The organism is Enterobacter cloacae complex sp. IR5403 (assembly GCF_049238705.1).
GTDB lineage: Bacteria > Pseudomonadota > Gammaproteobacteria > Enterobacterales > Enterobacteriaceae > Enterobacter > Enterobacter hormaechei_C.
This window is the reverse complement of record NZ_JBMKHP010000024.1, coordinates 1-26,157: the sequence shown is the minus strand read 5'-3', so window position 1 is coordinate 26,157 and position 26,157 is coordinate 1. Positions and strand designations below refer to the sequence as shown.

Below are 26,157 nucleotides of genomic sequence, written 5' to 3'. Positions count from 1 at the left end.
GGGCTTTGAGATCATGACCTTAAAAGAATTATTGGTAGGTTTCGGCACCCAGGTACGCAGTATCTGGATGATCGGCCTGCATGCGTTTGCCAAACGCGAAACCCGGATGTACCCGGAAGAGCCGGTATATCTGCCGCCGCGCTACCGTGGACGTATCGTGCTGACGCGCGACCCGGACGGTTCCGAGCGTTGCGTTGCCTGTAACCTGTGTGCGGTAGCGTGTCCGGTGGGCTGTATCTCTCTGCAAAAAGCAGAGACGGTAGATGGCCGCTGGTACCCTGAGTTCTTCCGCATCAACTTCTCACGCTGCATCTTCTGCGGTCTGTGTGAAGAAGCGTGCCCAACCACGGCGATTCAGCTGACTCCAGACTTCGAGCTGGGTGAGTACAAGCGTCAGGATCTGGTGTACGAGAAAGAGGATCTGCTGATTTCCGGTCCGGGCAAATACCCGGAATATAACTTCTACCGGATGGCGGGTATGGCAATCGACGGCAAAGATAAAGGCGAAGCAGAGAACGAAGCTAAGCCTATCGACGTCAAGAGCCTGTTACCGTAAGGAGAGGGCAATGGAATTCGCTTTTTATATCTGTGGCCTTATCGCCATCCTGGCTACGCTGCGAGTGATCACGCACACCAATCCGGTGCATGCGCTGCTGTATTTAATCATCTCGCTGCTGGCTATTTCCGGGGTGTTCTTTGCGCTGGGCGCGCACTTCGCCGGTGCGCTGGAAATCATCGTCTACGCCGGGGCCATCATGGTGCTGTTCGTGTTCGTGGTGATGATGCTCAACCTGGGCGGCTCTGAAATTGAGCAGGAACGTCAGTGGTTAAAACCGCAGGTGTGGATTGGCCCGGCGATTCTGTCGGCCATCATGCTGGCGGTGATTGTTTACGCCATTCTGGGCGTCAACGACCAGGGTATCGACGGGACGCCAATCAGCGCGAAAGCCGTGGGTATCACCCTGTTTGGTCCGTACGTTCTGGCGGTTGAGCTGGCCTCAATGCTGCTGCTGGCGGGTCTGGTTGTGGCCTTCCACGTTGGCCGCGAAGAGCGTGCTGGCGAGGTGCTGAGCAACCGCACTGACGACCGCGCGAAAAGAAAAACGGAGGAACGCGCATGATCCCCTTAACACATGGACTGATCCTCGCTGCGATTTTATTCGTTCTGGGCTTAACCGGTCTGGTTATCCGCCGCAATCTGCTGTTTATGCTGATCGGTCTGGAAATCATGATCAACGCTTCCGCGCTGGCCTTTGTGGTCGCCGGCAGCTACTGGGGCCAGACCGATGGTCAGGTGATGTACATTCTCGCCATCAGTCTCGCGGCTGCTGAAGCGAGTATTGGCCTGGCGCTGTTGCTACAGCTCCATCGTCGCCGCCAGAACCTGAACATCGATTCAGTAAGTGAGTTGCGTGGATGAACATGCTTGCCTTAACCATTATTTTTCCGCTGATTGGCTTCGTGCTGCTGGCGTTTTCTCGCGGCCGCTGGTCTGAGAATCTGTCTGCCACCGTGGGCATTGGCTCTATCGGCCTGGCTGCGCTGGTCACAGCGTATGCGGGTATCGACTTCTTTAACAATGGACGTCAGGCCTACAGCGTACCGCTGTGGAACTGGATGTCGGTCGGTAATTTCAACATCGGTTTCAACCTGGTGCTGGATGGTCTGTCTCTGACCATGCTCTCCGTGGTGACCGGCGTCGGCTTCCTGATCCACATGTTCGCCTCCTGGTACATGCGCGGTGAAGAGGGATACTCCCGCTTCTTCGCCTACACCAACCTGTTTATCGCCAGCATGGTGGTCCTGGTGCTGGCCGATAACCTGCTGCTGATGTATCTGGGCTGGGAAGGCGTGGGTCTGTGCTCTTACCTGCTGATCGGTTTCTACTACACCGATCCGAAGAATGGCGCAGCGGCCATGAAAGCGTTCGTCGTGACCCGTGTGGGTGACGTGTTCCTCGCTTTCGCGCTGTTCATTCTTTACAACGAACTGGGCACGCTGAACTTCCGCGAAATGGTGGAACTGGCGCCGGCGCACTTCGAAGCAGGCAACAACATGCTGTGGTGGGCAACGCTGATGCTGCTGGGTGGCGCTGTGGGTAAATCCGCGCAGCTGCCGTTGCAGACATGGCTGGCCGACGCGATGGCGGGTCCAACCCCTGTCTCCGCGCTGATCCACGCCGCGACCATGGTCACCGCCGGTGTCTACCTGATTGCGCGTACCCATGGCCTGTTCCTGATGACCCCGGAAATTCTGCATCTGGTGGGTATTGTCGGTGCGGTTACGCTGGTGCTGGCAGGCTTTGCCGCGCTGGTGCAGACCGACATCAAGCGCGTGCTCGCATACTCCACCATGAGCCAGATTGGTTACATGTTCCTGGCGCTGGGCGTTCAGGCGTGGGACGCGGCCATTTTCCACCTGATGACGCACGCGTTCTTTAAAGCGCTGCTGTTCCTCTCATCCGGTTCGGTGATCCTGGCCTGCCACCACGAGCAGAACATCTTCAAAATGGGCGGACTGCGTAAGTCCATCCCGCTGGTTTATGTCTGCTTCCTGGTAGGCGGCGCGGCGCTGGCGGCACTGCCGCTGATCACTGCGGGCTTCTTCAGTAAGGACGAAATCCTGGCGGGCGCCATGGCGAATGGTCATATCAATCTGATGGTTGCGGGTCTGGTCGGTGCGTTTATGACTTCCCTGTACACCTTCCGTATGATTTTCATCGTCTTCCACGGTAAAGAACAAATTCACGCTCACGCAGGGAAGGGGATTACCCACCACCTGCCGCTGATTGTGCTGCTGGTCCTGTCCACCTTCGTTGGCGCGATGATTGTGCCACCGTTGCAGGGCGTACTGCCGGCGACAACCGAGCTTGAGCACGGTCGCGTTCTGACGCTTGAAATCACCTCCGGCGTTGTGGCTATCGCGGGCATCCTGATTGCCGCATGGCTGTGGCTGGGCAAACGCACGCTGGTGACTGCCGTTGCCAACAGCGCGCCGGGCCGTCTGCTGGGCACCTGGTGGTACAACGCATGGGGCTTCGACTGGCTGTACGACATGATCTTCGTGAAGCCGTTCCTGGGCATTGCGTGGCTGCTGAAGCGCGATCCACTGAACAGCCTGATGAATATCCCGGCGATCCTCTCTCGCTTTGCAGGTAAAGGCCTGCTGTTCAGCGAGAACGGTTATCTGCGCTGGTATGTGGCGTCCATGAGCATCGGTGCGGTTGTCGTACTGGCGCTGCTGATGGTGTTGCGTTGATTTTGAGTTAGCGGGGATTGTCGGGTGGCGCTAGCGCTTACCCGACCTACGGACCGTAGGCCCGGTAAGCGAAGCGTTACCGGGCAAAAGGCCCGCACTCAAACGTGAATTTTGTCGAATTCGTTGAAAATCGGTCCCTGAGGGACTTTAACAAGGAATAAAAATCGCCATGTTACTACCCTGGCTAATATTAATTCCCTTCATCGGCGGCTTCCTGTGCTGGCAGACCGAACGCTTTGGCGTGAAGATGCCGCGCTGGATCGCGCTGATCACCATGGGATTGACGCTCGCGCTTGGCCTGCAACTGTGGTTGCAGGGTGGCTACTCACTGACCCAGTCTGCGGGCCTTCCGCAGTGGCAGTCTGAGTTCATTCTGCCGTGGATCCCACGTTTCGGTATCACGATCCACCTCGCGATTGACGGTCTGTCGCTGCTGATGGTGGTGCTGACCGGTCTGCTCGGCGTTCTGGCGGTACTCTGCTCCTGGCGAGAAATCGAAAAATACCAGGGCTTCTTCCACCTGAACCTGATGTGGATCCTGGGCGGCGTGATCGGCGTGTTCCTGGCCATCGACATGTTCCTGTTCTTCTTCTTCTGGGAGATGATGCTGGTGCCGATGTACTTCCTGATCGCGCTGTGGGGCCATAAGGCGTCCGACGGTAAAACGCGTATCACGGCGGCCACCAAGTTCTTCATCTACACCCAGGCGAGTGGTCTGGTGATGTTGATTGCCATCCTGGCGCTGGTGTTTGTGCATTACAACGCGACCGGCGTCTGGACCTTCAACTATGAAGATCTGCTGAAGACCCCGATGTCCCACGGCGTGGAATACCTGTTGATGCTCGGTTTCTTCATCGCCTTCGCGGTGAAAATGCCGGTCGTACCGCTGCACGGCTGGCTGCCGGACGCGCACTCTCAGGCGCCTACGGCGGGTTCCGTTGACCTGGCGGGTATCTTGCTGAAAACGGCGGCCTACGGTCTGCTGCGTTTCTCCCTGCCGCTGTTCCCGAACGCCTCCGCAGAGTTCGCGCCGATTGCCATGTGGCTTGGCGTGATCGGTATCTTCTACGGTGCATGGATGGCCTTCACGCAGTACGACATCAAACGTCTGATTGCTTACACCTCCGTTTCCCACATGGGCTTCGTGCTGATTGCCATCTACACCGGCAGCCAGCTGGCGTACCAGGGCGCGGTGATCCAGATGATTGCGCACGGCCTGTCCGCTGCCGGTCTCTTCATCCTGTGTGGCCAGCTGTACGAACGTCTGCATACCCGCGACATGCGTATGATGGGCGGTCTGTGGGGCAAAATGAAATGGTTGCCAGCGCTCTCCATGTTCTTCGCGGTGGCGACTCTGGGTATGCCGGGTACCGGTAACTTCGTCGGCGAGTTTATGATCCTGTTCGGCAGCTTCAACGTGGTACCGACGATCACCGTCATCTCCACCTTTGGTCTGGTATTTGCCTCCGTGTACTCGCTGGCGATGCTGCACCGCGCTTACTTCGGTAAAGCGAAGAGTGAAATTGCTGCACAAGAACTGCCGGGGATGTCGCTGCGTGAGCTGTTCATCATCCTGCTGCTGGTCGTACTGCTGGTGCTGTTGGGCTTCTATCCGCAGCCGATTCTGGATACCTCGCACTCCGCGATGGGTAACATCCAGCAGTGGTTTGTTAATTCTGCTTCTACTACAAGGCCGTAATTCGCCATGACAATAACTCCACAACAACTGATCGCGCTGCTACCGCTGCTGATCGTCGGATTGACGGTGGTGGTTGTGATGCTCTCCATTGCGTGGCGACGCAATCACTTCCTGAATGCGACCCTGTCCGTTCTGGGTCTGAACGCTGCGTTAGTCTCTCTCTGGTTTGTTGGCCAGGCGGGAGCGATGGACGTCACGCCGCTGATGCGCGTTGACGGTTACGCCATGCTCTACACCGGTCTGGTGCTGCTGGCGAGCCTGGCAACCTGTACCTTTGCGTACCCGTGGCTCGAAGGTTACAACGACAACAAAGAAGAGTTTTACCTGCTGGTACTGATTGCCGCACTGGGCGGCATTCTGCTGGCGAACGCGAACCACCTGGCCGCGCTGTTCCTCGGTATTGAGCTGATCTCACTGCCGCTGTTCGGCCTGATTGGTTACGCCTTCCGTCAGAAGCGCTCTCTGGAAGCGAGTATCAAGTACACGATCCTGTCTGCTGCCGCGTCGTCGTTCCTGCTGTTCGGTATCGCGCTGCTTTACGCACAGACGGGTAACCTCTCGTTCATGGCGCTCGGTAAGAGCCTCGGCGACGGCATGATGCATGAGCCGCTGCTGCTGGCGGGTCTGGGCATGATGATTGTTGGCCTTGGCTTTAAACTCTCTCTGGTTCCGTTCCACCTGTGGACGCCAGACGTATACCAGGGTGCGCCTGCACCGGTCTCTACCTTCCTGGCGACGGCGAGTAAAATCGCTATCTTCGGTGTGGTCATGCGTCTGTTCCTGTACGCCCCGGTGGGCGACAGCGAAGCGGTTCGCGTGGTGCTGGGTATTATCGCGTTCGTGTCCATCATCTTCGGTAACCTGATGGCGCTGAGCCAGACCAACATCAAGCGTCTGCTGGGCTACTCCTCTATCTCCCATCTGGGCTACCTGCTGGTTGCGCTGATTGCGCTGCAAAGCGGTGAGATGTCGATGGAAACCGTGGGTGTGTATCTGGCCGGTTACCTGTTCAGCAGCCTCGGCGCGTTCGGCGTGGTGAGCCTGATGTCCAGCCCGTACCGTGGCCCGGATGCAGATTCCCTGTTCTCCTACCGTGGTCTGTTCTGGCACCGTCCGATTCTGTCTGCGGTAATGACCGTGATGATGCTCTCTCTGGCGGGTATCCCGATGACGCTGGGCTTTATCGGTAAGTTCTACGTGCTGGCCGTCGGTGTGCAGGCGGGTCTGTGGTGGCTGACGGCGGGTGTCGTTATCGGCTCCGCGATTGGTCTCTACTACTACCTGCGCGTCGCGGTGAGCCTGTACCTGAGCGCGCCTCAGCAGCTCAACCGTGATGCGCCAACCAACTGGCAGTACAGCGCCGGCGGGATTGTGGTTCTCATCTCCGCGCTGCTGGTGCTGATCTTCGGTATCTATCCGCAGCCGCTGATTGAGATTGTGCAGCGCGCGATGCCGCTGATGTAAGGTGAAAGCAAAAAGGCAACGAAAGTTGCCTTTTTTATTGCCCAGCGGCGCTACGCTTGCAGGGCCTACGGGTTTTGTAGGTCGGGTAAGCGAAGCGCCACCCGACTAAGCTAACTGCTTCCTGCTTATAAGCGGCCCTTCAATCTTCTTCATCGAGCGGTCCAGCACCTCTTCAATGACCGACGACAGCTCGTTCAGCTCAAACTTCGCCACATAGCCGTCCGCCTTCACTTTGCGAATATGATCTTCGTTCGCGTTGCCGGAAAGAGACGAGTGGATCACCACCGGAATATCTTTCAGTACCGGGTCGGTTTTGATTTTGCGCGTCAGCGTAAAGCCGTCCATCTCCGGCATTTCGAGGTCGGTTAATACCAGGGCAATCTTATCGGTAACGGGGACGCCTTCAGCCTGAGCCTGCGCGGCCAGCTGAGTGATTTTCTCCCACGCATCTTTGCCGGTGATATGCAGCTGAGCCGGGATCTCCATCGCCTGTAATCCCTTCTCCAGCATTGAGCGCGCCACTTTCGAATCTTCTGCAACAATCGCGACCGAGCCAGGCTTGATGTTGAATTTGGTGGTTTCCAGATGGGTGGCGTGCAGATCGTGATTCGCCGGGGTGATGTCGTACAGGATCTGCTCCACGTCGAGCACCATCGCCAGATCGTTGGTATCGGTCTTCTCGTCCAGGCAGGCAATGCTGGTAATGTAGCGACCGCTGACGGCGGTTTCCGCGGCGTGCACCTGCTTCCAGTCCAGACGCATGATGTTTTCCACCGATTCCACGGCAAATGCCTGCACGCTGCGGGCATATTCGGTAATGAGCAAAATGTTCAGCCCGGTGGCTGGCTTGCAGCCGGCGACGGCGGCCAGATCGATCACCGGGATCACCTGGTCGCGAATGTTCACCATCCCCATCAGCGGAGACTTCATTCCCGCCGGTTTGGTGAAGGTCGGCATCGGCACAATTTCGCGCAATTTGAACACGTTGATGCCGAACAGCTCGGATTTATTTTCGTTCAGAGAGGTGCCAAGACGGAACAGCAACAGTTCAAAACGGTTGGACAGGGTCAGGTTCGCCCTGTCATCAATATCTTTCTGGAAATTATCCATTCTACCCTCAAGAGAAATGCTGGCCTTTTAATCGTTATCGGCACGCTGAGGGAAAAATGAAGGACTAAACGCTGACCTGAGCAAAATCTTCCGCCAGCTCGCATGCCGGAAATACTTCCCGACACTCTGCCAGCAGGGTTTCAGCGCCGCGGACGTCATAGCGTGAGCTGACGTGAGTGACAATCAGTTTCCGGACGCCAGCCTCACGCGCCAGCTGCGCCGCCTGACGCGTTGAGCTGTGCCCCCGGCTGTTGGCTTTTTCTTCCATCGCCGCTTCCAGCGTCGCCTCATGCACCATCACATCCACACCCCCGGCAAGCCTCAGCGCCGAAGGGCAGGGGGCGGTATCCCCAAAAATAGCCAGTTTTTTGCCTGGCTGCGGCGGGTCGAGGTAATCCTGACCGTTGATGACGCGCCCGTCTTCCAGCGTGACGGTCTCGCCGTGCTTCAGACGCTGGAACAGCGGGCCAGGTTTCACCCCATCGGCCTGCAACGCGGCGGCGTTCAGCGCCCCGGGCTTGTCATGCTCCTCAACGCGATAGCCGTAGCATTCCACCGGATGGTTAAGCGGGTAAGCGCGCACCTGATAATCTCCGTCATCGAACACCAGACCCTCGCCGATCTCAACCACCTCCAGCGGATAATCGGTCCACGAGCCGCTCAGGCGCAGCGTGGTTTCAACAAATTCCTGAATACCCGCAGGGCCATAAATGGTCAGCGGGTTAGCGTTACCGGCCATTGAACGGCTGCACAGCAGGCCCGGCAGGCCAAACAGATGGTCGCCGTGCAGATGGGTGATAAATATTTTATCCACTTTCCCCGGGTGGTAGGAGGTATGCAGCAGCTGATGCTGCGTACCCTCACCGCAGTCAAACAGCCACAGCCCACCGCGGGTAGGATGCTTAAGATCCAGCAGAATCGCCGTCACGTTTCGTGAGCGGGTTGGCACCCCGGCGGACGTACCCAGAAAAATCAGTTCCATAACGCAATCAGCCCTTTGCCGAATGGGAAGGGGTTTAGTATAACGTGATGAACCCCAGGAAGGAGAAACACATGATCCAGTGGCAAGATCTACACCACAGCGAACTGACCGTGCAATCACTCTACGCCCTGCTCAAGCTGCGCTGCGAAGTCTTTGTGGTTGAACAAACCTGCCCGTATCAGGATATCGACGGCGATGACCTGGTCGGCGAGAACCGGCACATCCTCGGCTGGCGCGATAACGAACTGGTGGCGTATGCGAGGATTCTGAAAAGCGAAGAGGATTTTGACCCTGTCGTCATTGGCCGCGTCATTATCAGCGGCCGCGCGCGCGGTGAAAAGCTGGGCTATCAGCTGATGGAAAAAACGCTGGACGCATGCCAGAAACAGTGGCCGGACAAGGCGTTATACCTGGGCGCGCAGGCGCATTTGCAATCATTCTATGGTCATTTTGGTTTTACCCCGGTCACGGACATTTACGACGAAGACGGCATCCCACACATCGGCATGGCGCGCGAAGCGAAACAGGCGCAATAGCAAGACGTTGTCTATAGTTACCGGACTGGTGTACTAACATGGAGAAAAATATGTCATTTCAATCCTGGGATACCCGAGTCGACGACGACCTGACGCTGCTAAGCGAAACGCTGGAAGAAGTGCTGCGCTCTTCAGGCGATCCTGCCGATCAGAAGTACATTGAGCTCAAAGCCCGCGCCGAGCAGGCGCTGCATGACGTGAAAAACCGCGTCAGTAACGCCTCCGACAATTACTACTACCGCGCCAAACAGGCGGTTTATCGTGCCGACGATTATGTGCATGAAAAACCGTGGCAGGGCATTGGGGTCGGTGCGGCCGTAGGGCTGGTGCTGGGTCTGCTGTTAGCCCGTCGTTAAGCCGGTAAACCACTCCCTACACGTGGGTACTGCTATTTATCGTCAGTACCCCGTATAATATAAGGCTTTAACAGGGAGAGGTTCGCGTGCACTCGATTTTCCTCGCGCTGCAAAGCCTGCGCACTCAGCTTGCGCAAGCATTGCCAGCTACACCCGGTTTACGCCATTTCGATGTCTCTTTCCCGTTAAACGACGCCTTCGATCCGCTGGCCTGGCTGGGTGTGCAGCGATGCTATCCTCAGTTTTACTGGCAACAGCGCAGCGGCGATGAAGAACTTGCCGCGCTCGGAAGCCTCGCCCAGTTTGATTCTCTGGCTTCGGCCTCGCGGTTTTTGCACACCCACGACGTAGCCAATGACACCCGTATCTGCGGCCTGAACGCCTTCAACCCGGCGCAGGGCAAGCTGTTTTTACCGCGCCTTCTCTGGCGACGGTCTGGCGGGGTCGCCACGCTGCGTCTGCAACTGTGGAGCGAAACGTCGCTGCGGGAAGATGCCCGTGAGGCGCTGAATTTTGTCGATAACCTGCGCGACGCCGCGCCGATCCGCCCGTTGTCCGTGCAGATTGTGCAGGAAACCCATCATCCGGAAAAACCGGAATGGCTGGCGTTGATTCGCCAGGCGACGGATACCCTTGCTCGCGGCGATTTTGAGAAAGTGGTGCTCGCACGTGCCACCGATGTGCAGTGCCAGCAGCCCGTGAACGCCATCGCGCTGATGGCCGCCAGCCGCGCGTTAAACCTCAACTGCTATCATTTTTGTATGGTCTTTGACGCCAGCAACGCGTTCCTCGGCTCGACGCCCGAGCGCCTGTGGCGGCGACGCGGCACGCTGCTGCGTACTGAAGCGCTGGCAGGCACCGTGGCCAGCCATTCTGACGATAAGCAGGCCCAGCGTCTGGGCGACTGGCTGATGAACGACGATAAAAATCAGCGGGAAAATATGCTGGTGGTGGAAGATATCTGCCAGCGTCTTCAGCACCATACCCGGACGCTGGAGATCCTGCCTGCGCAGGTGCTGCGTCTGCGCAAGGTGCAGCATTTACGCCGCTGTATCTGGACCGAACTTAAACAGCCTGACGACGAGCAGTGTCTGCATATTCTGCAACCGACGGCGGCGGTGGCCGGGTTGCCGCGACAGGCGGCGCGAGAATTTATTGCGAAAGTGGAGCCGTTTGACCGGGAGTGGTACGCCGGATCGGCGGGCTATCTATCGCGCGATCAGAGCGAATTCTGTGTGGCATTACGCTCCGCCCGCGTTCACGACGCTGCGCTGCGTCTTTATGCGGGGGCGGGCATCGTCAGCGGCTCCGATCCGGAGCAGGAGTGGCAGGAGATCGAAAACAAGGCCGCCGGGCTGCGTTCCCTTCTCCTGAGGGATTAATACTGTTTCGTGCAATCCCGATTCATATCAAAATTCTGACTTTTTCTATTATTTATACTGTGTCGCATTCTTGATACTGGACAATCTCATGTCAGTAAGTTCTTTTAACCGACGCTGGGCGGCGGTGATCCTTGAAGCCCTGACCCGTCATGGTGTCAGGCATGTGTGTATTGCCCCGGGCTCTCGCTCCACGCCGCTCACCCTTGCTGGCGCGGAAAACCGGGCTTTTATTCACCACACCCATTTTGATGAGCGTGGCCTGGGCCATCTGGCGCTCGGGCTGGCGAAAGTCAGCAAAGCGCCCGTGGCGGTGATAGTCACCTCCGGCACGGCGGTGGCGAACCTCTATCCGGCGCTGATTGAAGCGGGATTAACCGGTGAAAAGCTGATTTTACTCACCGCCGACCGTCCCCCGGAACTTATTGACTGCGGCGCTAACCAGGCGATTCGTCAGCCTGGCATTTTTGCCTCGCATCCTTCACAGACGGTCTCGTTGCCGCGCCCCACTCAGGACATTCCCGCCAGCTGGCTGGTCTCAACTCTCGACCACGCCATGAACGCACTGCGCAGCGGCGGGCTACACATTAACTGCCCGTTTGCCGAGCCGCTGTACGGTGAAATGAACGATACCGGCCTCGCCTGGCAACAGCAGCTGGGAGACTGGTGGGAAAGCGAAAAACCCTGGCTGCGCGAGCAGACGCATCTGGAAAGCGCAAAACAGCGCGACTGGTTCTTCTGGCGCCAGAAGCGCGGCGTGGTGATTGCCGGGCGGATGAGTGCGGCGGAAGGCAAGCTGGCGGCGGAGTGGGCACAAACGCTTGGCTGGCCGCTGATTGGTGACGTGCTTTCCCAGACGGGCCAGCCGCTGCCCTGCGCCGACCTCTGGCTGGGTAACGCGAAAGCGGTCACCGAGCTGGCGCAGGCGCAGATTGTCGTCCAGCTGGGATCGAGTCTGACGGGTAAGCGTCTGCTCCAGTGGCAGGCCACCTGTACGCCTGAAGAGTACTGGCTGGTGGACCCGCTCGAAGGACGCCTTGACCCGGCGCACCATCGTGGCCGCCGCCTGGTGAGCGATATTGACAGCTGGCTGGAATTGCATCCGGCGGAAAAACGCAAACCCTGGGCGGTGGAGATCCCGGCGCTGTCACGTCAGGCGTGGGAACTCACCAAAGCCCAGTGCGAGGAATTCAGTGAAGCCGGGCTGGCGCACCGTATCCGCAAATATCTTCCCGAGCAGGGACAACTTTTTGTCGGTAACAGCCTGGTGGTGCGCCTGATTGACGCCTTTTCGCAGCTGCCGGCGGGATATCCGGTGTACAGCAACCGGGGCGCGAGCGGCATTGACGGCCTGATCTCCACTGCCGCTGGCGTACAGCGGGCCAGCGCGAAGTCCACGCTGGCGATTGTGGGGGATCTCTCAGCGCTCTACGATCTCAACGCGCTGGCGCTCCTGCGTCAGGCGTCGGCCCCGTTCGTGCTGATTGTTGTGAACAATAACGGCGGGCAGATTTTCTCGTTGCTGCCGACGCCGCAAAGCGAGCGTGAGCGCTTCTATCTGATGCCGCAAAACGTGCAGTTCGAACACGCCGCCGCCATGTTCAGCCTCAAGTACCATCGCCCGGAAAACTGGGACGCGCTGGAGACGGCGCTGAACACCGCCTGGCGGCAGCCTGGCGCGACGCTGATTGAGCTGGTGGTAAACGATGCTGACGGCGCGCAGAAGCTGCAACATCTGCTGGCGCAGGTGAGTCACCTGTGATCCTCGCAGGCGTCACCCAGCCAGGAAAACCAGGCTACCCCTGGCTGGTTTTCCTGCACGGTTTTTCCGGCGACTGTCGCGAGTGGCAGGCTGTCGGGGCGTCGCTGCATGACTACCCCCGGCTCTACCTTGACCTGCCCGGGCACGGTGGTTCAGCGGATACGGGCGTGACGGGGTTTGCAGAGGTAAGTGAATTGCTCACGCATACCCTTGTTAGTTACAACATACTAAAATACTGGCTCGTGGGGTACTCCCTCGGCGGCCGCATTGCGATGTTCCATGCCTGCCAGCATCCTGCGGGGTTAGACGGGGTGATTGTGGAAGGTGGACACCCGGGCCTGCAAGACGCCGATGCGCGCCATGCGCGGCTGACCTCTGACCGCCGCTGGGCGTCACGCTTTCGCAGTGAGCCGCTGGAGGCCGTCTTTGCCGACTGGTATCAACAGCCGGTCTTTGCCTCCCTTACGGATGAACAGCGCAAGGCGCTGATCGCGCTGCGCAGCCGGAACAACGGCCCGAGGCTGGCAGAGATGCTGGAAGCCACCTCGCTTGCCGTTCAGCCTGATTTACGTCCCGCGCTCACCGCGCGTGATTTTTCTTTTGACTATCTCTATGGCGAACGTGACGGGAAGTTTGCAGCCATCGCTGCTGAACTCAACGCCACGCGTCATGCTATCCCTCACGCCGGACACAACGCCCACCGGGACAACCCGGAAGCGGTTGCCGCGAGTCTGGCTCAGATACTGCGTTATCGAACAAAGGACACGCTATGATCTATCCTGATGAACACATGCTTTACGCGCCGGTTGAATGGCAGGACTGCTCCGAAGGCTACACCGACATTCGTTACCACAAATCCGCCGATGGTATCGCCAAAATCACCATCAACCGTCCACAGGTGCGCAACGCATTTCGTCCGCTGACCGTAAAAGAGATGATCCAGGCGCTGGCGGATGCCCGCTACGACGACACTATCGGCGTCATCATCCTCACCGGGGAAGGGGAAAAAGCCTTCTGCTCCGGCGGCGATCAGAAAGTCCGCGGTGACTACGGCGGATACCAGGATGATGCGGGCACGCACCACCTGAACGTGCTGGATTTCCAGCGCCAGATCCGCACCTGTCCAAAACCGGTGGTCGCGATGGTGGCAGGGTATTCCATCGGCGGCGGTCACGTGCTGCACATGATGTGTGACCTGACGATCGCGGCGGAAAATGCCATTTTCGGTCAGACTGGCCCGAAAGTCGGCTCCTTCGACGGCGGCTGGGGCGCGTCCTATATGGCACGCATTGTCGGCCAGAAAAAAGCCCGCGAAATCTGGTTCCTGTGCCGTCAGTACAACGCCCAGGAAGCGCTGGATATGGGGCTGGTTAACACCGTGGTGCCGATCGCCGATCTGGAAAAAGAGACCGTGCGCTGGTGTCGCGAAATGCTGCAAAACAGCCCAATGGCGCTGCGCTGCCTGAAAGCGGCCCTCAACGCCGACTGTGACGGTCAGGCGGGCCTTCAGGAGCTGGCGGGTAACGCCACCATGCTGTTCTACATGACCGAAGAGGGTCAGGAAGGGCGCAACGCGTTCAACGAAAAACGCCAGCCAGACTTCAGCAAATACAAACGGAACCCGTAATGCGTTGCGCGCAGGTTTACCGCTGGCAGATACCGATGGACGCGGGCGTGGTGCTGCGTGAACGGCGGTTAAAAACCCGTGACGGCTTTTTCGTGCATCTTCGGCAGGGCGAGCGGGAAGGGTGGGGCGAAATCGCCCCGCTTCCGGGCTTTAGCCCGGAAACGCCGGACGAGGCGCAGGCTGCGCTGATGGCCTGGGCGCATGAATGGCGTGAGGGAGCAGATCCGGCGCTGCCGGACGTTCCTTCCGCCGCGTTCGGCATCAGCTGTGCGCTGGCAGAGCTGGACGGCAGTTTGCCGGACGCGGCGAACTATCGCGCCGCGCCGCTCTGTACCGGCGATCCGGATGAAATTTTCGCGTTACTCTCCGGGATGCCTGGCGAGAAGGTGGCGAAAATAAAGGTCGGCCTGTACGAAGCGGTGCGCGACGGAATGGTGGTCAACCTGTTACTGGAAGCCATTCCCGATCTGCACCTGCGCCTCGACGCCAACCGCGCATGGACACCGCTCAGGGCGCAGCAGTTTGCGAAATACGTCAACCCGGCGTACCGCAACCGCATCGTGTTTCTTGAAGAGCCGTGCAAAACGCGCGACGACTCGCGCGCCTTCGCCCGGGAAACCGGCATTGCCATCGCCTGGGATGAGAGCCTGCGCGAAGCCGATTTCGCGTTTGCCGCCGAGCCGGGCGTCAGGGCCGTGGTGATTAAGCCAACGCTGACCGGCAGCCTCGACAAGGTGCGCGAGCAGGTTGCGGCGGCCCATGCCGCAGGGCTGACTGCGGTGATCAGTTCATCCATCGAATCCAGCCTCGGCCTGACGCAGCTGGCGCGCATTGCTGCATGGTTAACGCCGGACACCGTTCCCGGTCTCGATACGCTAAACCTGATGCAGGCCCAGCTGATTCGCCAGTGGCCTGGCAGCACCTTGCCGTGCCTCGACGTCGGGGCGCTGGAGCCACTGCGATGAGTTTTACCGACTGGCCGTGGCGGCACTGGCGCACCCGGCGTGCCGATAAACCCGCGCTGCGTTTAGACGATGTAACGCTCAGCTGGTCTCAGCTGGGCGAGCGTATCGATCGTCTCGCAGCCGGTTTTCAGTCTCAGGGCGTTACGGACGGTGACGGCGTCATGCTGCTCGCCCACAACCATCCGCAGACCCTGCTGGCCTGGCTGGCGCTGCTTCAGTGCGGCGCCCGCATTTTACCGGTGAACCCTCAGCTTCCCCGTCCGCTGCTGGACGTCCTCCTGCCGCAGATGACCCTGCGTTTTGCGCTGGTGCTTAACGGTGAGTATGACGGTCTGCCCGCGCTGGCATTAAGAGAGCGCGAGGGGCAGGGCGGCGTGACGTGGCGGGCAGAACGGCTGGCTTCAATGACGCTCACCTCTGGCTCCACCGGCTTGCCGAAAGCGGCGGTGCACACCTGTGCCGCCCACCTTGCCAGCGCAAAAGGGGTGCTGGCGCTGATGCCTTACGGCGATAGCGACGACTGGCTGCTCTCTCTGCCGCTGTTTCACGTCTCCGGTCAGGGGATTTTGTGGCGCTGGTTGCAGGGCGGAGGCCGTCTCACCGTGCGTGAAAAACAGCCGCTGGAGCAGGCACTACAGGGTTGTACCCACGCCTCGCTGGTGCCAACGCAGCTGTGGCGGCTGCTTAATTCACACCATCCCGTCGCGCTGAAAGCCGTGCTGCTCGGCGGGGCGGAAATCCCCGTTGCGCTGACCGAACAGGCGCGCGAGCAGGGGATCCGTACGTTCTGCGGCTACGGTCTGACCGAGTTCGCCTCCACCGTCTGCGCCAAAGAGGCCGACGGCGCGCCGGACGTGGGCAGCGCGCTGCCGGGCAGAGACGTTCAGGTGGTGAACGGTGAAGTCTGGCTCCGGGCGGAAAGCATGGCGGCGGGCTACTGGCGAGACGGCGCATTATTGCCGCTGGTCAATGAGCAGGGCTGGTTTGCCACCCGCGATCGCGGCGAGTGGCATGACGGACGCCTGACCATTCTGGGCCGAATGGACAATCTCTTTTTCAGCGGCGGAGAAGGGATCCAGCCGGAAGCGCTGGAGCGCGTTATCGCCACGCATCCGCAGGTAAGCCAGGCATTTGTCGTTCCGCTGGATGATGCCGAGTACGGGCAACGTCCGGTGGCGGTAGTGGAATGCGACCCGGGCACGGATATCACGCTGTTGCCGGAGTGGGTTCAGGGCAGGCTGGCGCGCTTTGAGCAGCCGGTACACTGGCTGGCGCTGCCGTCAGAACTGAAAAATGGCGGGATTAAAATCTCCCGCCAGGCGTTAAAGCAGTGGGTCAATGCCCTGTTGAGGGGCTAATCAGCCGATATCCGGCTGCGGTTTGTGCTGGCGTCGGCGGACCCAGCGCAGCACCGGCGGCACGACAATCACCATAATCGCCATTGCCAGCAGGATCTTCGTCACGCTGCTCTCCCACAGGATCCCCATGTTGCCGTTGCTGATGGAGAGGGCGCGGCGCAGGTTCTGCTCCAGCATTTCCCCCAGCACAAACCCTAAAATCAGCGGCGACATCGGGAAGTGCATCTTGCGCAGAATGTAGCCCAGCACGCCGAGCAGCACCATCAACACCAGGTCGAAGGTGGTGCTGTGCACCGCGTACACCCCAACCGCAGAGACGGCGGCGATGGCCGGGACCAGGAACCACAGGGGAATGGTCAGCATGCGGGTGAACAGGCCGATCAGCGGGATGTTCATTACCAGCAACATCACGTTGGCGATCAGCAAGGCGGCAATCAAACCCCAGACGATATCGGGCTGCTCGGTAAACATCGCCGGACCCGGGGTGATGTTATAGAGCGTCAGTGCGCCCATCATTACCGCCGTGGTGCCGGAGCCCGGCACGCCGAGGGTCAGCATCGGGATAAACGAGCCGCAGGCCGAGGCGTTATTCGCCGCCTCCGGCGCCGCCACGCCGCGGATATCGCCTTTGCCGAAGCTGTCGCTGTTACCGCTCAGCTTTTTCTCGGTCATGTAGGTGATGGCGCTGGCGATAGTCGCCCCCGCGCCGGGCAAAATGCCGACGAAGAAACCGATCACCGACGAACGCAGGGTGGCGCCAATACACTGCGCCCCCTCTTTGGCATTAAAGAGCATACGTCCGGTTTTACGCACCAGCGTCTGCCCGCTGCTGGTATGCTCCAGCATCAGTAAGATTTCTGAGACAGAGAACAGACCAATCACCACGACGATAAACTGCACGCCGTCGGAGAGGTGAACGCTGTCGAAGGTAAAACGATAAACCCCGGTGTTGGCATCCACGCCGACGGTGGCTAACCCTAAGCCAATCAGCGCGGACAAAAACGACTTCAGCGGATTCTGCGCCATCATGCTGCCGAGACAGGCGATGGCGAACACCATCAGGGCAAAATACTCGGCCGGACCAAACGCCAGCGACCACTGGGCCAGCGCCGGGGCGAAGAGGATGATGCCGCCAATGGCGATCAGGGAGCCAAAGAACGAGCTGACGGCAGAAATAGAGAGCGCCACGCCGCCGCGCCCCTGCTGCGCCATCGGGTAGCCATCCAGCGCGGTCATGATAGCGGCGGCATCGCCGGGCACGTTAAGCAGTATCGAGGAAATACGCCCCCCGTATTCGCAGCCGATATAAACCGTCGCCAGCAGGATCAGCGCCGATTCCGCAGGCAGGTGCAGCGCAAAGGCCAGCGGCAGTAAAATCGCCACGCCGTTGATAGGCCCAAGGCCCGGCAGCAGGCCGACGATGGTCCCGACGAAACAGCCGATCAGGGCGATCACCAGGTTTTCCGGGGTCATCGCTACCGCGAACCCCTGAGAGAGATAGATCCAGGTATCCATAGCGTGCTCCGTTAGTTAAACCATGCGCCGAGTGGCAGGGTCACGTCCAGCAGGCGGTCGAAGGCGTACCAGAGTAAAATGCCCAGTACGACCCCGGAGATCCCCGCCGCAGGCAGCGAGGCGTTAAACAGTATGCCAATCACCATCGTCAGCAGGGCGGTGGCAATCGGGAAGCCGAGCCACTCAAAGCCCCACGCATACATCAGCAGGACAATTACCATTACCAGCAGACGTTGCAGCGTACGGCGTGGCGGCCACTCCACGGTATCCGGATGGCGCAGCAGCAGCGCCACCGAGCAGAGCAGCATCAGGCCGACAATGCCGACGGGGAAGGGGCGTGGCCCGACGGGTTCATAGCTGTATTCGCTGTGGATCTGCCAGGCGACGAACATGCCGCCAATGCAGAGCAGCAGCCATATCCCGGCAAAAATGCGATCACTCATAGCGCCTCCGGTTATTTCGCCAGACCAAAGGCTTTCGCCTGTTCGCGGTAGTCATTCACCTGTTTTTTGACATACTCGTCCAGCTGCTTGCCGTTCAGGTTGAACTCAAACAGCCCGCGCAGATCGCGCTGTTTTTTGAACTCCTCGGTTTGCTGAAGTTTTGCGAAGGTATCCACCCACCACTGGTATTCGGCGTCGGTCACTTTTGGCCCGACGAAGAAGCCGCGGATGATCGGCCAGACCAGGTTATAACCCTGCTCTTTGGCGGTTGGGACGTCTGCCAGCTGGCCCGGCAGACGGTTTTCCGAGAAGACCGCCAGCACGCGGATCTTATCCCCGCTCAGGTAGGGCACCATTTCGCTGAGATCGCCCGATACCGCCTGGACGTGATTGCCCATCAGCGCCGTCACCGGCTCGCCGCCGCCTTCAAAGGCCACGTAACGCATCTTGTGCGGATCCACTTTGGCCTGCTGCGCCAGCAGCGCGGCTTTCATCCAGTCCTGGCTGCCGATAGAGGCGCCCGCGCCAATAACCACACTGTTCGGATCTTTTTCCATGGCGGTCAGCAGATCTTTCAGGGATTTCCACGGGGAGTCCGCGCGCACGGCGATCATGCCGTAATCGGTGCCTACGGTGGCGAGCCAACGCACGTCATTCACGTCGTAACGACCAAATTTCCCCTGCGACAGGTTCAGCAGCGAACCGCCGGAGAAGGCCACCACGGTGCCCGCTTCGGCAGGGCGCTGCGCGACAATGGCGTTATAGGCTACCGCGCCCACGCCGCCGGGCATGTAGGTGACGCGCATCGGTTTTTCAATTGCCTTCGTCTCCAGCAGGCTGACCTGAATCAGCTTACAGGTCAGGTCGAAGCCGCCGCCGGGTTTGGCCGGGGCGATACATTCGGTACGGGACGGCGCGTCCTGCGCCTGGACGACAGAGGCACTCAACAGCAATACGCTTGCAGCAAGGGTAGAAAGTAATTGTTTTTTCATCGTTTATCCTCACGCCGGTGAACCGGGAGTACGGGTACGGGTGTCTTTTTTCTGATTATGTGAACCACCTTGTAGCGGTTCCGTTGCGTGATTGTTAAAACAATAACCTTTCATTTCCCTTTCACTGCGACACCAACTTTACAGGATGTGATATGCGTCTCTTACTCGCTTATCCTCACTGAATAATGTGTAGTTATGTCACATTATGCCCGTCACCATTCCCACCCCATGCTTTACCCCTCACGTTTATGTCGAGTTATGCCAACGTCCATTGAGAGACGGATAAAAACCGGATAACCTACCGGACAAATTTCTCACCTTATCCTGTTGCCATGCCATTAACCGACACAAAAATCAGAAATGCCAAACCTCAGGAGAAGCCTTACTCGCTTCAGGATGGGCAGGGTCTCTATCTGGATATCAGACCCACCGGTGCCAAAATATGGCGCTACCGGTTCTGGCTTACACCAAAAAAAGATGGTCGCTACACGATTGGAGAGTACCCAGGCGTTTCCCTTGCTGATGCCAGAAGAGAAAGAGAGTGGGCTCGCGAGCAGGTGAAGCAGGGAAAGAATCCTACCATTGTCAAAGACACTGAGAAGCTGATGGTGATGGGTGACGCTGAGAACACCTTCAAATCCATCGCTGAAGAATGGTATGAGCGCAAATGTCAGGCGTGGGCAGAGAAGACGCAGATAGTTAACCGCGGGTTCCTTGACAAGCACATCCTGCCGTCCATTGGAAAGATACCAGTTAAGGACGTTAAGGCAGCGCACATACTCGCCTTAATGCGCTCACTGGAGAAAGCTGGTAATGCCTATTCTGCTGGCAAGGTAAGGCAGATATGCTCGGCTGTATTTTGCTATGCAGTTGCCACGTTGAGAGCGGAAGTTGACCCTTCTTATGCGCTACGGGGAGCAGTAATGCAGAAGCCCACAACGCATGCCAGGCCAGCGACCACAGAAGAGTTGCGTCAGCTATTCGTTGCACTACGTAATTATAAAAGCCCAGTTATGGTCATCTGCATAAAAATGCTGGTTATGACATTCGTGCGTCAACAGGAGCTTAGGTTTGCCAGGTGGGGGGATATCAGCTTTGAAAAGGCTGAATGGACAATCCCTAAAGAGGTAATGAAGAAACGCCGTGAACATCGCGTTCCGTTGTGTGAGCATGTTATCGCATTGCTTGAGGAACTTAAACCTTTGACCGGTGATAAAGAATACCTCTTCCCAAGTCCGTCAAAGCCAGGTCAGCCTATTGCCAAAACCACCATTAACCGCGCGATCGAGTATCAGGGCTTTGCAAGCGGTGAGATAACCGGGCATGACTTCCGCGCCACGGCATCCACCGCTTTATATGAGCAAGGCTTCAGGCCAGAAGTGATAGAAGCACAACTGGCGCATCAGCAAAAGAATAGAGTAGCTGCCGCGTATAACCATGCGGAGTATATGAAAGAGAGAAGGGAAATGATGGAGTGGTGGGGCGGTGTTATTGCTGACCTGATCGCGGACAAGAAGTGATTTTATCCTTTATCCATGCATCGACTTCACTGGAAGGCCATCTTACGCTTCGACCTATCTTTACTGGGCGCGGGAATTTACCGTCTCGCATCCATTCGTAAATGGTTGGCTTCTTGTAGCCGGTTGCCGCGCACACATCGGTGATCGGCATGAGTGTATCGCTCATTGCTGTCTCCAATTGATATCTTTAGAAATGCACAGGCTTCATCGAGTGTGAGGCTGTGTGATTCCATTGTTACTCCGATAGCTTGAATCGCTTCTGGAATTCTTTCCTTGTCACGCAATATTCAAGATAACTTTCGTTGAATTTAATCATCGGAAAGTCAGCAAACAGGACGCGGGAGAGTCCAACCCCTGTAACGATGAACTTTGAATTATCGCCATCAATATTCTGTGACTCGTAAATGCAGCCGCCTTCGATTTTGATCTCTTCGCTGTTTGACATTATCTATCTCCAATAAAAAACCGCCATTGCGGCGGTCTAGTTGATTTTTGGTGTATTGTTCTTTCCAGCTTCAGGGTCAAACATCCCGTACCTGTCCAGTAGTTTTCTAGCCTTGGATAGTGGACCCATTCCGATTCCTTTCCGGTTGTTGTACTGGTAGTTCTCCAGCACATCTTTAAGCATCTTCAGTGCCTCATCCCTTTGCTCTTCGAGAGTCATGATCATCTCCTTACGCTAACTTCTTATACACGCGAGGCGCATCAACAGTAGCCGCGCGAAGTTCATGTTCGTGATGCACCGAGTAGTTTCCGTCATCCCAACGCACCCACGCTTTCGGATGGTCGCTATCCGGCTCAATCTGGCTCTCAGTCATCCCTCTGATGCCTCCAGACTTAAGCTGCACTAACGCGCCCACAGCAAATTTAGCCATAACAAGCCCTCTGACATGTGAATGAGTGAAGAGATAGCGCTCATAGCCAGAATTCCGACTATGAGCCAGATAACTGGATTGGCGTGCATGGTGACTCCGATAAAGAAAAACCCGCTGTGTGCGGGTTTGTTATGATGGCTTGCGCTTTCTTCGGTTAATCATTGCGATTAACACAAATGCACGATGCTCTCTCATGCCTTGTGTCATTCAGCCTCCTGCTGCGGTGCTGCTGCAGCTGCGCGTTCATACGACTCATCCGTCACATAAGACAGTGTTCCATACCCCGACAAGCTGTAGCCTATCAGCTGGGCCAGCTGCATCTGGTCTTCAGCGTCGAACTCCTCTCGCGCTATTTCATTGAGTCCGTAACCATGCTCTGTGGCGTAATCCAGCAAAGTCCTGACAATCTGGTTTTCTTTAAAGCGCAGCCTGCCGTGGGCATCAATAACTAGCGGCTGCATAGGCAACTTGTAAGCAGTAGTTACAGGTTCGGCAACCTGAAGCATGGCGGCGCGGCTGTCTTCTTCGGCGCTTTCACCAAAAATTGCTGACTCCAGAACATCGATAGCCTGTGATGGTGAGTGCGAGTACTTATCGAATGACTCCCCCTTGATCCGCTGTGCCAGCTTGAACAGCCGTTTCTCCTGCGCGTGATAAATCTCACTCAGATGTTGATAACGTTCGTCCTGAACAGATACCGGCTCCGCTTCGATCGATGCCAGCGCCAGCTTCATCGCAGCGAGCGCATTGGCCGCATCTTCGTTTACTGTTCCGGGCGTCGCATCGCGCTCTTCTTCAAGCTCCGCGATTGTCTTCATGAGCCATTCTCTGGAAATAGTGATCATGGGTTAGTCCTTCACAAAGATGATCCAGTGGGTTTTATCGTTCTTCCCGGTACGCTGGCCGATTGCAGGCTTCTCATTTGTTAGAGCCAAAATCTGGCTCACCGGGATCTGCGTTTCATTCCATTTGAAGATGAGCACACCGTGTGGCCGCAATACACGGAACGCCTCTTTGAAACCGGCGCGCAGATCAGAGCGCCAAGTTTTTTTGTTCAATCTCCCGTATTTTTTACCCATCCACGCCGTTTGACCGACACGCTCCAGATGAGGTGGATCAAACACAACAACCGGGAATGACGCATCAGAGAACGGTAGCGCGCGGAAGTCAGCAATCAAATCAGGACGGATGACAAGGCGGCGGACATCGCATAATTCATGCTCTTCGCTGCGGATATCAGCGAACAGCGTGCGTGTATCGCGTTTGTTGAACCAGAACATGCGGGAACCACAGCACATATCGAGGATTGTTTGCTATGACATGCTCACTCTCCTTTACCGATGCCCGCGGCGTATCTGACGCCAGCAGATACTAGAGCCGCCAATATATCTTCGCGTGAATACCACTCCCCATCAGGGGAAGGAGTAGGACACATATCTACCTCGTAACGCTCAGGCAGTTTCACCATCCTCGCTTCAAGCTCAACCACTCGCTTCTCGAGAGCGTCTTTGTCGCGCATTAATCGCTCAACGGTGAGCGGAGGGAATCCGCTTTCTGCGGCTTCCAGCTCATCCAGCAGCGCCAGCACGGCGGCAGGGTTGGCGGACTCGAGAAATCCGGCGCATTTGGCTGGAACATCACCATCAGTGCAGTTGACGACTGTCGAACCTTTATCGTCCGTTATGTATGCTTTCGAATGTTGCGTCGCGCGCATGTATTGCCACTTCACGCCACCTGCGCGAACCGCCGCTTCACGCAATGCATGTTTGTCGATGTTGCTCATTGGGCGGCCTCCTGGCGTAACCAGATGCATACAGCACCATCTTCAGTGTCGTGAATTGAACCAACAAACCATCCATCACCATCTGGTGAGTCTGGCTGCCAGGCGGAAATGTCGTAACCATCTACCTCTGGGTCTATATCATCTTCATCGCGGTAAACTACCGTCCATTCGAGCCCGTTCTTATCCAGCCAGGCGTTGAATTCATCATGTGAGATAGATTCACGCCCATCGCAAAATTCATCGTAAAGCGGATGAGTCCAATAACCGTACTGGTCGCGTTCAACCGGGATGGCTGAAATTTTATTGCTCATGATGCTGCTCCTTTGCGAAGCTGGGCAGCGATGTCTTCGAGTACGCCATCAGCGAACGAGCGATCGAAATCGCCTTCGGGAGCATCAGCCATAAACTCTGTGGAGGTAAGGATCATCCTCGCAATGTCAGCTGCGTTCTTCGCCGTGTCATCAATAAACCCAGCTTCCCATGCAGCCAGCATTCGGTTGGCAACAAAGTGAGCGCCTTCCTTGTGGGCTTGCGCCCGCACTTCAGCCAGGAAATCGTCGGTGGCTGGGGTTCCCTCTACCGCTAGCCCTACTGGGGCCAGATATTCTTTCAGCCCCGCATTCTCCGCAGCCAACCTCTCGTAGTCCTGATAGCTTACATATCCACCATCTGTAAGATTGGTAAATACTCCCTGCGCATTGATTCCATATCTCGTCACGCTCATTTCTTCGCCCTCTGGTTTAACCACGCTGTCAGGAATTTGTTCTCGTTCACGCTGGGGAATGACTCGCGCTTCAGCATTTCTTCGCGTGGGATATCGTTGATGGGTTTGAAGCGCTGGCGGGCTACGAGCTCGTTTGGAGTGATGCCAGGGTCGTACGTTAATCCGATCATGCTGCTTTCCTCAATTCAGGTTTCAGGTAATACTCCACGCCGCCGAGACGCATCCCGCCGAAATTTCCACCCCACGGACGCGCCTCACATATATCCTTCACCAGCTCCAGTTCTGCGTAAGTGATGTATTCGCTCTGTTCTTCGATGCAGCCACCCCAGCCAGCGTAGTAGGGGTCGTGCTTAACCAGATTGCACCCGCCAGTGAAGCACCCATCACCCGGATTAACTCCGCTCCAGTAAGTGGCAATGAAGTTCTTCTCGCTTTGCTGTAGCTGTCGAATAAGCTGCTCACGCGAGTAAAGTCTTCTGTTGGATATATGTCGCATAGTGAATTGCGGGTGTGGCTAACCCGCCTCCGTGAGGTGAAATAGAATGTTCAGGTGGTGGTTATGCTGCTTCTAGGTCTTCAGGGTAAGAAGGTTTGAAGTGTTTGTGCCATTCAACATGGCAGGCCTTACATAGCCACATAACTTCGGTTGGCTTGCTGTAGTCGCAGTGGTGAGCATCTGGCGTACAACTGCTACCACAGGTCTCACACGTTCCAGGTCTAATTAGTTTTCCCTGCTTGATGGCGCGCTTGACGGCCCACTTAGCCTTTTGTTTTAGGGGTTGGCTTTCGTTGTAATTATCTCTGGCAAGCTGTAAGGCGATCTTCCCCTTTTCGGTCTTGTTGTAATTACGGCAAGCTTTATTGTGAATATGCTTGCCTATGCCCTTTTGGTATTCTGAGACTCGCTTTTTGGTGCATTCCTTGCACACTTTGTTTCGTGGATAGAAGCCATCGATCGGTTTCTCCTCTCCGCATTTTCTGCAAGTAATCATGATTACTCCCGTTTTCTAAAATGGGATTTCATCGTCGAAGTTCATTGGAGGTTCGCTAGCCTGTTTAGGCTGTTGCGGCTGGCTGTTTTGCTGCTTTGGCTGGTTGTTTTGCCGGGGCTGGTCGTTACCTGGAGTTCCGCGCGGCGGCAAATCAATATCCCTCACCAGAATTGTTGGTGATTGCGCCTGAGAACCGTCCTGCTTCGTCCATTCCTCAATAACGAACTCACCTGTAACCGTAATCTTTGCTCCCTTGACGACCGCCACAGAAAGCTTTTCAGCCATCGCGCCGAACATCTTGCAGTTCACCCATGATGTCTTTTCGTTCTCTCCAAATCCTGATTTGGCAGGAAGAGAAAATGAGGCGATATGTTTACCATTTGGCGTAACGCGTAGAACAGCATCCTTGCCAACGTTACCAGAGATTGTGATCGTATTAATTGCCATTTATGCCGCCTGTTTCTGAAGTTCACGACCGCGCGTCTTGTACGTTTCTGCTGCACGTTCTTCGTATGATTTAACGCCGCCTAACTTAGGCCATGCCTCTTTGTATGCCGCCTGCAATTCCTCAACAGACTGAGCAAGTGATGCTTTGTCTCCAAACTCTCGCAGTGCTGCCTCGGCATCCTGTGGCGCGACTTGATGCACTTCCGCATCCGCATCGATTGCAGTTTCTTCTGTCGGAATGCAGAACGCCTGAAATGCTGCGTATGAAGTGGTTTACTGAATTTGGCCACCTGAACAGAGGTGATATGCTCACCTCAGAACAACACAGGTGTCATAATGAAAAAAAGAAATTTCAGCGCAGAGTTTAAAC

At 57.0% G+C, this 26,157-nt stretch carries 34 protein-coding genes; 15 read left to right on the top strand and 19 right to left on the bottom strand.

From position 1 onward, the window contains the following. The first annotated feature begins 13 nt into the window (after positions 1-13). From nuoI to nuoN, 6 genes are all read left to right on the top strand, one after another. Complete coding sequence (gene nuoI, locus ACOTW6_RS21030; RefSeq protein ID WP_003861491.1) at positions 14-556, top strand: NADH-quinone oxidoreductase subunit NuoI; 543 nt, start codon at positions 14-16, stop codon at positions 554-556. A gap of 10 nt (positions 557-566) precedes the next feature. Further along, a complete protein-coding gene (gene nuoJ / locus ACOTW6_RS21025; RefSeq protein WP_006811379.1) occupies positions 567-1,121 on the top strand; it encodes an NADH-quinone oxidoreductase subunit J in 555 nt (184 codons plus the stop codon). After that, positions 1,118-1,420 carry an NADH-quinone oxidoreductase subunit NuoK gene (gene nuoK, locus ACOTW6_RS21020; RefSeq protein WP_003861496.1) on the top strand — a complete coding sequence of 101 codons (303 nt, stop codon included), beginning with the start codon at positions 1,118-1,120 and terminating at the stop codon, positions 1,418-1,420. Before nuoJ ends, nuoK begins: the two co-directional genes overlap by 4 nt. Beyond that, a complete protein-coding gene (gene nuoL, locus ACOTW6_RS21015; protein ID WP_003861497.1) occupies positions 1,417-3,258 on the top strand; it encodes an NADH-quinone oxidoreductase subunit L in 1,842 nt (613 codons plus the stop codon). Before nuoK ends, nuoL begins: the two co-directional genes overlap by 4 nt. A gap of 169 nt (positions 3,259-3,427) precedes the next feature. Continuing rightward, complete coding sequence (gene nuoM, locus ACOTW6_RS21010) at positions 3,428-4,957, top strand: NADH-quinone oxidoreductase subunit M (protein WP_003861498.1); 1,530 nt, start codon at positions 3,428-3,430, stop codon at positions 4,955-4,957. Between the two features lie 6 nt (positions 4,958-4,963). Continuing rightward, entirely contained in the window at positions 4,964-6,421 is a 1,458-nt protein-coding gene (nuoN, locus tag ACOTW6_RS21005) for an NADH-quinone oxidoreductase subunit NuoN (protein ID WP_047053298.1), read from the top strand. 105 nt (positions 6,422-6,526) lie between these two features. On the opposite strand, the gene ACOTW6_RS21000 is transcribed toward nuoN, so the two are convergent. Further along, complete coding sequence (locus ACOTW6_RS21000) at positions 6,527-7,531, bottom strand: chemotaxis protein (RefSeq protein WP_003859465.1); 1,005 nt, start codon at positions 7,529-7,531, stop codon at positions 6,527-6,529. 64 nt (positions 7,532-7,595) lie between these two features. After that, positions 7,596-8,513, bottom strand: a complete 918-nt coding sequence (rnz, locus tag ACOTW6_RS20995) for a ribonuclease Z (protein ID WP_121478748.1) — start codon at positions 8,511-8,513, stop codon at positions 7,596-7,598. 71 nt (positions 8,514-8,584) lie between these two features. Here rnz and ACOTW6_RS20990 point away from each other — a divergent pair, with 71 nt between their 5' ends. From ACOTW6_RS20990 to menE, 8 genes are all read left to right on the top strand, one after another. Continuing rightward, a complete protein-coding gene (locus tag ACOTW6_RS20990) occupies positions 8,585-9,049 on the top strand; it encodes a GNAT family N-acetyltransferase (protein WP_047734988.1) in 465 nt (154 codons plus the stop codon). Positions 9,050-9,099: 50 nt separating this feature from the next. Continuing rightward, a complete protein-coding gene (gene elaB / locus ACOTW6_RS20985) occupies positions 9,100-9,405 on the top strand; it encodes a stress response protein ElaB (RefSeq protein WP_017693006.1) in 306 nt (101 codons plus the stop codon). Between the two features lie 86 nt (positions 9,406-9,491). Further along, positions 9,492-10,787, top strand: coding sequence for an isochorismate synthase MenF (gene menF, locus ACOTW6_RS20980; RefSeq protein ID WP_121478749.1), 1,296 nt, complete (start codon positions 9,492-9,494; stop codon positions 10,785-10,787). 88 nt (positions 10,788-10,875) lie between these two features. Continuing rightward, entirely contained in the window at positions 10,876-12,546 is a 1,671-nt protein-coding gene (menD, locus tag ACOTW6_RS20975; RefSeq protein ID WP_163324099.1) for a 2-succinyl-5-enolpyruvyl-6-hydroxy-3-cyclohexene-1-carboxylic-acid synthase, read from the top strand. Next, complete coding sequence (gene menH / locus ACOTW6_RS20970; RefSeq protein ID WP_121478751.1) at positions 12,543-13,319, top strand: 2-succinyl-6-hydroxy-2,4-cyclohexadiene-1-carboxylate synthase; 777 nt, start codon at positions 12,543-12,545, stop codon at positions 13,317-13,319. Before menD ends, menH begins: the two co-directional genes overlap by 4 nt. Beyond that, complete coding sequence (gene menB / locus ACOTW6_RS20965; protein ID WP_003859452.1) at positions 13,316-14,173, top strand: 1,4-dihydroxy-2-naphthoyl-CoA synthase; 858 nt, start codon at positions 13,316-13,318, stop codon at positions 14,171-14,173. Before menH ends, menB begins: the two co-directional genes overlap by 4 nt. Beyond that, on the top strand, positions 14,173-15,138 hold the full coding sequence (gene menC, locus ACOTW6_RS20960; protein WP_121478752.1) for an o-succinylbenzoate synthase: 966 nt from the start codon (positions 14,173-14,175) through the stop codon (positions 15,136-15,138). Before menB ends, menC begins: the two co-directional genes overlap by 1 nt. Further along, positions 15,135-16,496, top strand: a complete 1,362-nt coding sequence (gene menE / locus ACOTW6_RS20955; protein ID WP_062932738.1) for an o-succinylbenzoate--CoA ligase — start codon at positions 15,135-15,137, stop codon at positions 16,494-16,496. Before menC ends, menE begins: the two co-directional genes overlap by 4 nt. On the opposite strand, the gene ACOTW6_RS20950 is transcribed toward menE, so the two are convergent. From ACOTW6_RS20950 to ACOTW6_RS20940, 3 genes are read right to left on the bottom strand one after another with little or no spacing between them, the layout of a single operon-like run. Continuing rightward, positions 16,497-18,011 (bottom strand): tripartite tricarboxylate transporter permease, encoded by a 1,515-nt coding sequence (locus ACOTW6_RS20950; protein WP_062932739.1) that lies wholly within the window; start codon positions 18,009-18,011, stop codon positions 16,497-16,499. A gap of 11 nt (positions 18,012-18,022) precedes the next feature. After that, complete coding sequence (locus tag ACOTW6_RS20945) at positions 18,023-18,454, bottom strand: tripartite tricarboxylate transporter TctB family protein (RefSeq protein WP_003859443.1); 432 nt, start codon at positions 18,452-18,454, stop codon at positions 18,023-18,025. An 11-nt stretch (positions 18,455-18,465) separates the two neighbouring features. Further along, a complete protein-coding gene (locus tag ACOTW6_RS20940; protein ID WP_006811363.1) occupies positions 18,466-19,446 on the bottom strand; it encodes a Bug family tripartite tricarboxylate transporter substrate binding protein in 981 nt (326 codons plus the stop codon). 332 nt (positions 19,447-19,778) lie between these two features. Between ACOTW6_RS20940 and ACOTW6_RS20935 the strand changes: the two genes are divergently transcribed. Continuing rightward, positions 19,779-20,966 carry a tyrosine-type recombinase/integrase gene (locus ACOTW6_RS20935; protein ID WP_213789291.1) on the top strand — a complete coding sequence of 396 codons (1,188 nt, stop codon included), beginning with the start codon at positions 19,779-19,781 and terminating at the stop codon, positions 20,964-20,966. Here ACOTW6_RS20935 and ACOTW6_RS20930 read toward each other — a convergent pair. The 14 genes from ACOTW6_RS20930 to ACOTW6_RS20865 all read right to left on the bottom strand — a co-directional run bounded on the left by ACOTW6_RS20930 (position 20,935) and on the right by ACOTW6_RS20865 (position 25,988). Beyond that, positions 20,935-21,117 (bottom strand): helix-turn-helix transcriptional regulator, encoded by a 183-nt coding sequence (locus ACOTW6_RS20930; protein WP_223239676.1) that lies wholly within the window; start codon positions 21,115-21,117, stop codon positions 20,935-20,937. The two genes, ACOTW6_RS20935 and ACOTW6_RS20930, sit on opposite strands and share 32 nt — an antisense overlap. An 84-nt stretch (positions 21,118-21,201) precedes the next feature. Continuing rightward, a complete protein-coding gene (locus ACOTW6_RS20925; RefSeq protein ID WP_213789292.1) occupies positions 21,202-21,411 on the bottom strand; it encodes a hypothetical protein in 210 nt (69 codons plus the stop codon). A gap of 36 nt (positions 21,412-21,447) precedes the next feature. Then, on the bottom strand, positions 21,448-21,630 hold the full coding sequence (locus tag ACOTW6_RS20920) for a hypothetical protein (RefSeq protein ID WP_213789293.1): 183 nt from the start codon (positions 21,628-21,630) through the stop codon (positions 21,448-21,450). A gap of 10 nt (positions 21,631-21,640) precedes the next feature. Continuing rightward, positions 21,641-21,841: a hypothetical protein gene (locus tag ACOTW6_RS20915; protein WP_213789294.1), complete on the bottom strand. Its 201-nt coding sequence runs from the start codon at positions 21,839-21,841 to the stop codon at positions 21,641-21,643. A 203-nt stretch (positions 21,842-22,044) separates the two neighbouring features. Next, positions 22,045-22,686: a hypothetical protein gene (locus ACOTW6_RS20910; protein WP_213789353.1), complete on the bottom strand. Its 642-nt coding sequence runs from the start codon at positions 22,684-22,686 to the stop codon at positions 22,045-22,047. A gap of 3 nt (positions 22,687-22,689) precedes the next feature. Then, entirely contained in the window at positions 22,690-23,121 is a 432-nt protein-coding gene (locus ACOTW6_RS20905) for a class I SAM-dependent methyltransferase (RefSeq protein ID WP_421766295.1), read from the bottom strand. 44 nt (positions 23,122-23,165) lie between these two features. Beyond that, entirely contained in the window at positions 23,166-23,624 is a 459-nt protein-coding gene (locus ACOTW6_RS20900) for an ead/Ea22-like family protein (RefSeq protein WP_213789296.1), read from the bottom strand. Continuing rightward, on the bottom strand, positions 23,621-23,935 hold the full coding sequence (locus ACOTW6_RS20895) for a hypothetical protein (RefSeq protein ID WP_047737272.1): 315 nt from the start codon (positions 23,933-23,935) through the stop codon (positions 23,621-23,623). The genes ACOTW6_RS20900 and ACOTW6_RS20895 overlap by 4 nt, the downstream gene beginning before the upstream one ends. Further along, positions 23,932-24,408, bottom strand: coding sequence for an ead/Ea22-like family protein (locus ACOTW6_RS20890; RefSeq protein WP_421766296.1), 477 nt, complete (start codon positions 24,406-24,408; stop codon positions 23,932-23,934). Before ACOTW6_RS20890 ends, ACOTW6_RS20895 begins: the two co-directional genes overlap by 4 nt. Next, on the bottom strand, positions 24,345-24,518 hold the full coding sequence (locus ACOTW6_RS20885) for a DUF2737 family protein (RefSeq protein WP_213789297.1): 174 nt from the start codon (positions 24,516-24,518) through the stop codon (positions 24,345-24,347). The genes ACOTW6_RS20890 and ACOTW6_RS20885 overlap by 64 nt, the downstream gene beginning before the upstream one ends. After that, a complete protein-coding gene (locus ACOTW6_RS20880) occupies positions 24,515-24,844 on the bottom strand; it encodes a hypothetical protein (protein WP_213789298.1) in 330 nt (109 codons plus the stop codon). Before ACOTW6_RS20880 ends, ACOTW6_RS20885 begins: the two co-directional genes overlap by 4 nt. Before the next feature lie 61 nt (positions 24,845-24,905). Beyond that, complete coding sequence (locus ACOTW6_RS20875; RefSeq protein ID WP_213789299.1) at positions 24,906-25,340, bottom strand: hypothetical protein; 435 nt, start codon at positions 25,338-25,340, stop codon at positions 24,906-24,908. A gap of 15 nt (positions 25,341-25,355) precedes the next feature. Further along, positions 25,356-25,787: a single-stranded DNA-binding protein gene (locus ACOTW6_RS20870; protein WP_213789300.1), complete on the bottom strand. Its 432-nt coding sequence runs from the start codon at positions 25,785-25,787 to the stop codon at positions 25,356-25,358. After that, positions 25,788-25,988 (bottom strand): hypothetical protein, encoded by a 201-nt coding sequence (locus ACOTW6_RS20865; protein WP_421766294.1) that lies wholly within the window; start codon positions 25,986-25,988, stop codon positions 25,788-25,790. It lies immediately after the preceding gene. Between the last annotated feature and the right edge of the window lie 169 nt (positions 25,989-26,157).

Bases quoted from the DNA above. Each gene is read 5' to 3' on its own strand.
- ACOTW6_RS20940 (WP_006811363.1), bottom strand. From the start codon at position 19,446: ATGAAAAAACAATTACTTTCTACCCTTGCTGCAAGCGTATTGCTGTTG.
- ACOTW6_RS20895 (WP_047737272.1), bottom strand. From the start codon at position 23,935: ATGAGCAATAAAATTTCAGCCATCCCGGTTGAACGCGACCAGTACGGT.
- nuoL (WP_003861497.1), top strand. From the start codon at position 1,417: ATGAACATGCTTGCCTTAACCATTATTTTTCCGCTGATTGGCTTCGTG.
- ACOTW6_RS20930 (WP_223239676.1), bottom strand. From the start codon at position 21,117: ATGCCGATCACCGATGTGTGCGCGGCAACCGGCTACAAGAAGCCAACC.
- ACOTW6_RS20880 (WP_213789298.1), bottom strand. From the start codon at position 24,844: ATGCGACATATATCCAACAGAAGACTTTACTCGCGTGAGCAGCTTATT.
- menC (WP_121478752.1), top strand. From the start codon at position 14,173: ATGCGTTGCGCGCAGGTTTACCGCTGGCAGATACCGATGGACGCGGGC.
- ACOTW6_RS20950 (WP_062932739.1), bottom strand. From the start codon at position 18,011: ATGGATACCTGGATCTATCTCTCTCAGGGGTTCGCGGTAGCGATGACC.
- ACOTW6_RS20900 (WP_213789296.1), bottom strand. From the start codon at position 23,624: ATGAGCAACATCGACAAACATGCATTGCGTGAAGCGGCGGTTCGCGCA.
- nuoN (WP_047053298.1), top strand. From the start codon at position 4,964: ATGACAATAACTCCACAACAACTGATCGCGCTGCTACCGCTGCTGATC.
- ACOTW6_RS20915 (WP_213789294.1), bottom strand. From the start codon at position 21,841: ATGGCTAAATTTGCTGTGGGCGCGTTAGTGCAGCTTAAGTCTGGAGGC.
- ACOTW6_RS21000 (WP_003859465.1), bottom strand. From the start codon at position 7,531: ATGGATAATTTCCAGAAAGATATTGATGACAGGGCGAACCTGACCCTG.
- ACOTW6_RS20920 (WP_213789293.1), bottom strand. From the start codon at position 21,630: ATGACTCTCGAAGAGCAAAGGGATGAGGCACTGAAGATGCTTAAAGAT.
- menE (WP_062932738.1), top strand. From the start codon at position 15,135: ATGAGTTTTACCGACTGGCCGTGGCGGCACTGGCGCACCCGGCGTGCC.
- ACOTW6_RS20870 (WP_213789300.1), bottom strand. From the start codon at position 25,787: ATGGCAATTAATACGATCACAATCTCTGGTAACGTTGGCAAGGATGCT.
- menB (WP_003859452.1), top strand. From the start codon at position 13,316: ATGATCTATCCTGATGAACACATGCTTTACGCGCCGGTTGAATGGCAG.
- ACOTW6_RS20925 (WP_213789292.1), bottom strand. From the start codon at position 21,411: ATGTCAAACAGCGAAGAGATCAAAATCGAAGGCGGCTGCATTTACGAG.
- menD (WP_163324099.1), top strand. From the start codon at position 10,876: ATGTCAGTAAGTTCTTTTAACCGACGCTGGGCGGCGGTGATCCTTGAA.
- ACOTW6_RS20885 (WP_213789297.1), bottom strand. From the start codon at position 24,518: ATGATCGGATTAACGTACGACCCTGGCATCACTCCAAACGAGCTCGTA.
- nuoI (WP_003861491.1), top strand. From the start codon at position 14: ATGACCTTAAAAGAATTATTGGTAGGTTTCGGCACCCAGGTACGCAGT.
- nuoJ (WP_006811379.1), top strand. From the start codon at position 567: ATGGAATTCGCTTTTTATATCTGTGGCCTTATCGCCATCCTGGCTACG.
- ACOTW6_RS20945 (WP_003859443.1), bottom strand. From the start codon at position 18,454: ATGAGTGATCGCATTTTTGCCGGGATATGGCTGCTGCTCTGCATTGGC.
- ACOTW6_RS20935 (WP_213789291.1), top strand. From the start codon at position 19,779: ATGCCATTAACCGACACAAAAATCAGAAATGCCAAACCTCAGGAGAAG.
- ACOTW6_RS20905 (WP_421766295.1), bottom strand. From the start codon at position 23,121: ATGTTCTGGTTCAACAAACGCGATACACGCACGCTGTTCGCTGATATC.
- elaB (WP_017693006.1), top strand. From the start codon at position 9,100: ATGTCATTTCAATCCTGGGATACCCGAGTCGACGACGACCTGACGCTG.
- ACOTW6_RS20875 (WP_213789299.1), bottom strand. From the start codon at position 25,340: ATGATTACTTGCAGAAAATGCGGAGAGGAGAAACCGATCGATGGCTTC.
- nuoK (WP_003861496.1), top strand. From the start codon at position 1,118: ATGATCCCCTTAACACATGGACTGATCCTCGCTGCGATTTTATTCGTT.
- ACOTW6_RS20990 (WP_047734988.1), top strand. From the start codon at position 8,585: ATGATCCAGTGGCAAGATCTACACCACAGCGAACTGACCGTGCAATCA.
- nuoM (WP_003861498.1), top strand. From the start codon at position 3,428: ATGTTACTACCCTGGCTAATATTAATTCCCTTCATCGGCGGCTTCCTG.
- rnz (WP_121478748.1), bottom strand. From the start codon at position 8,513: ATGGAACTGATTTTTCTGGGTACGTCCGCCGGGGTGCCAACCCGCTCA.
- ACOTW6_RS20910 (WP_213789353.1), bottom strand. From the start codon at position 22,686: ATGATCACTATTTCCAGAGAATGGCTCATGAAGACAATCGCGGAGCTT.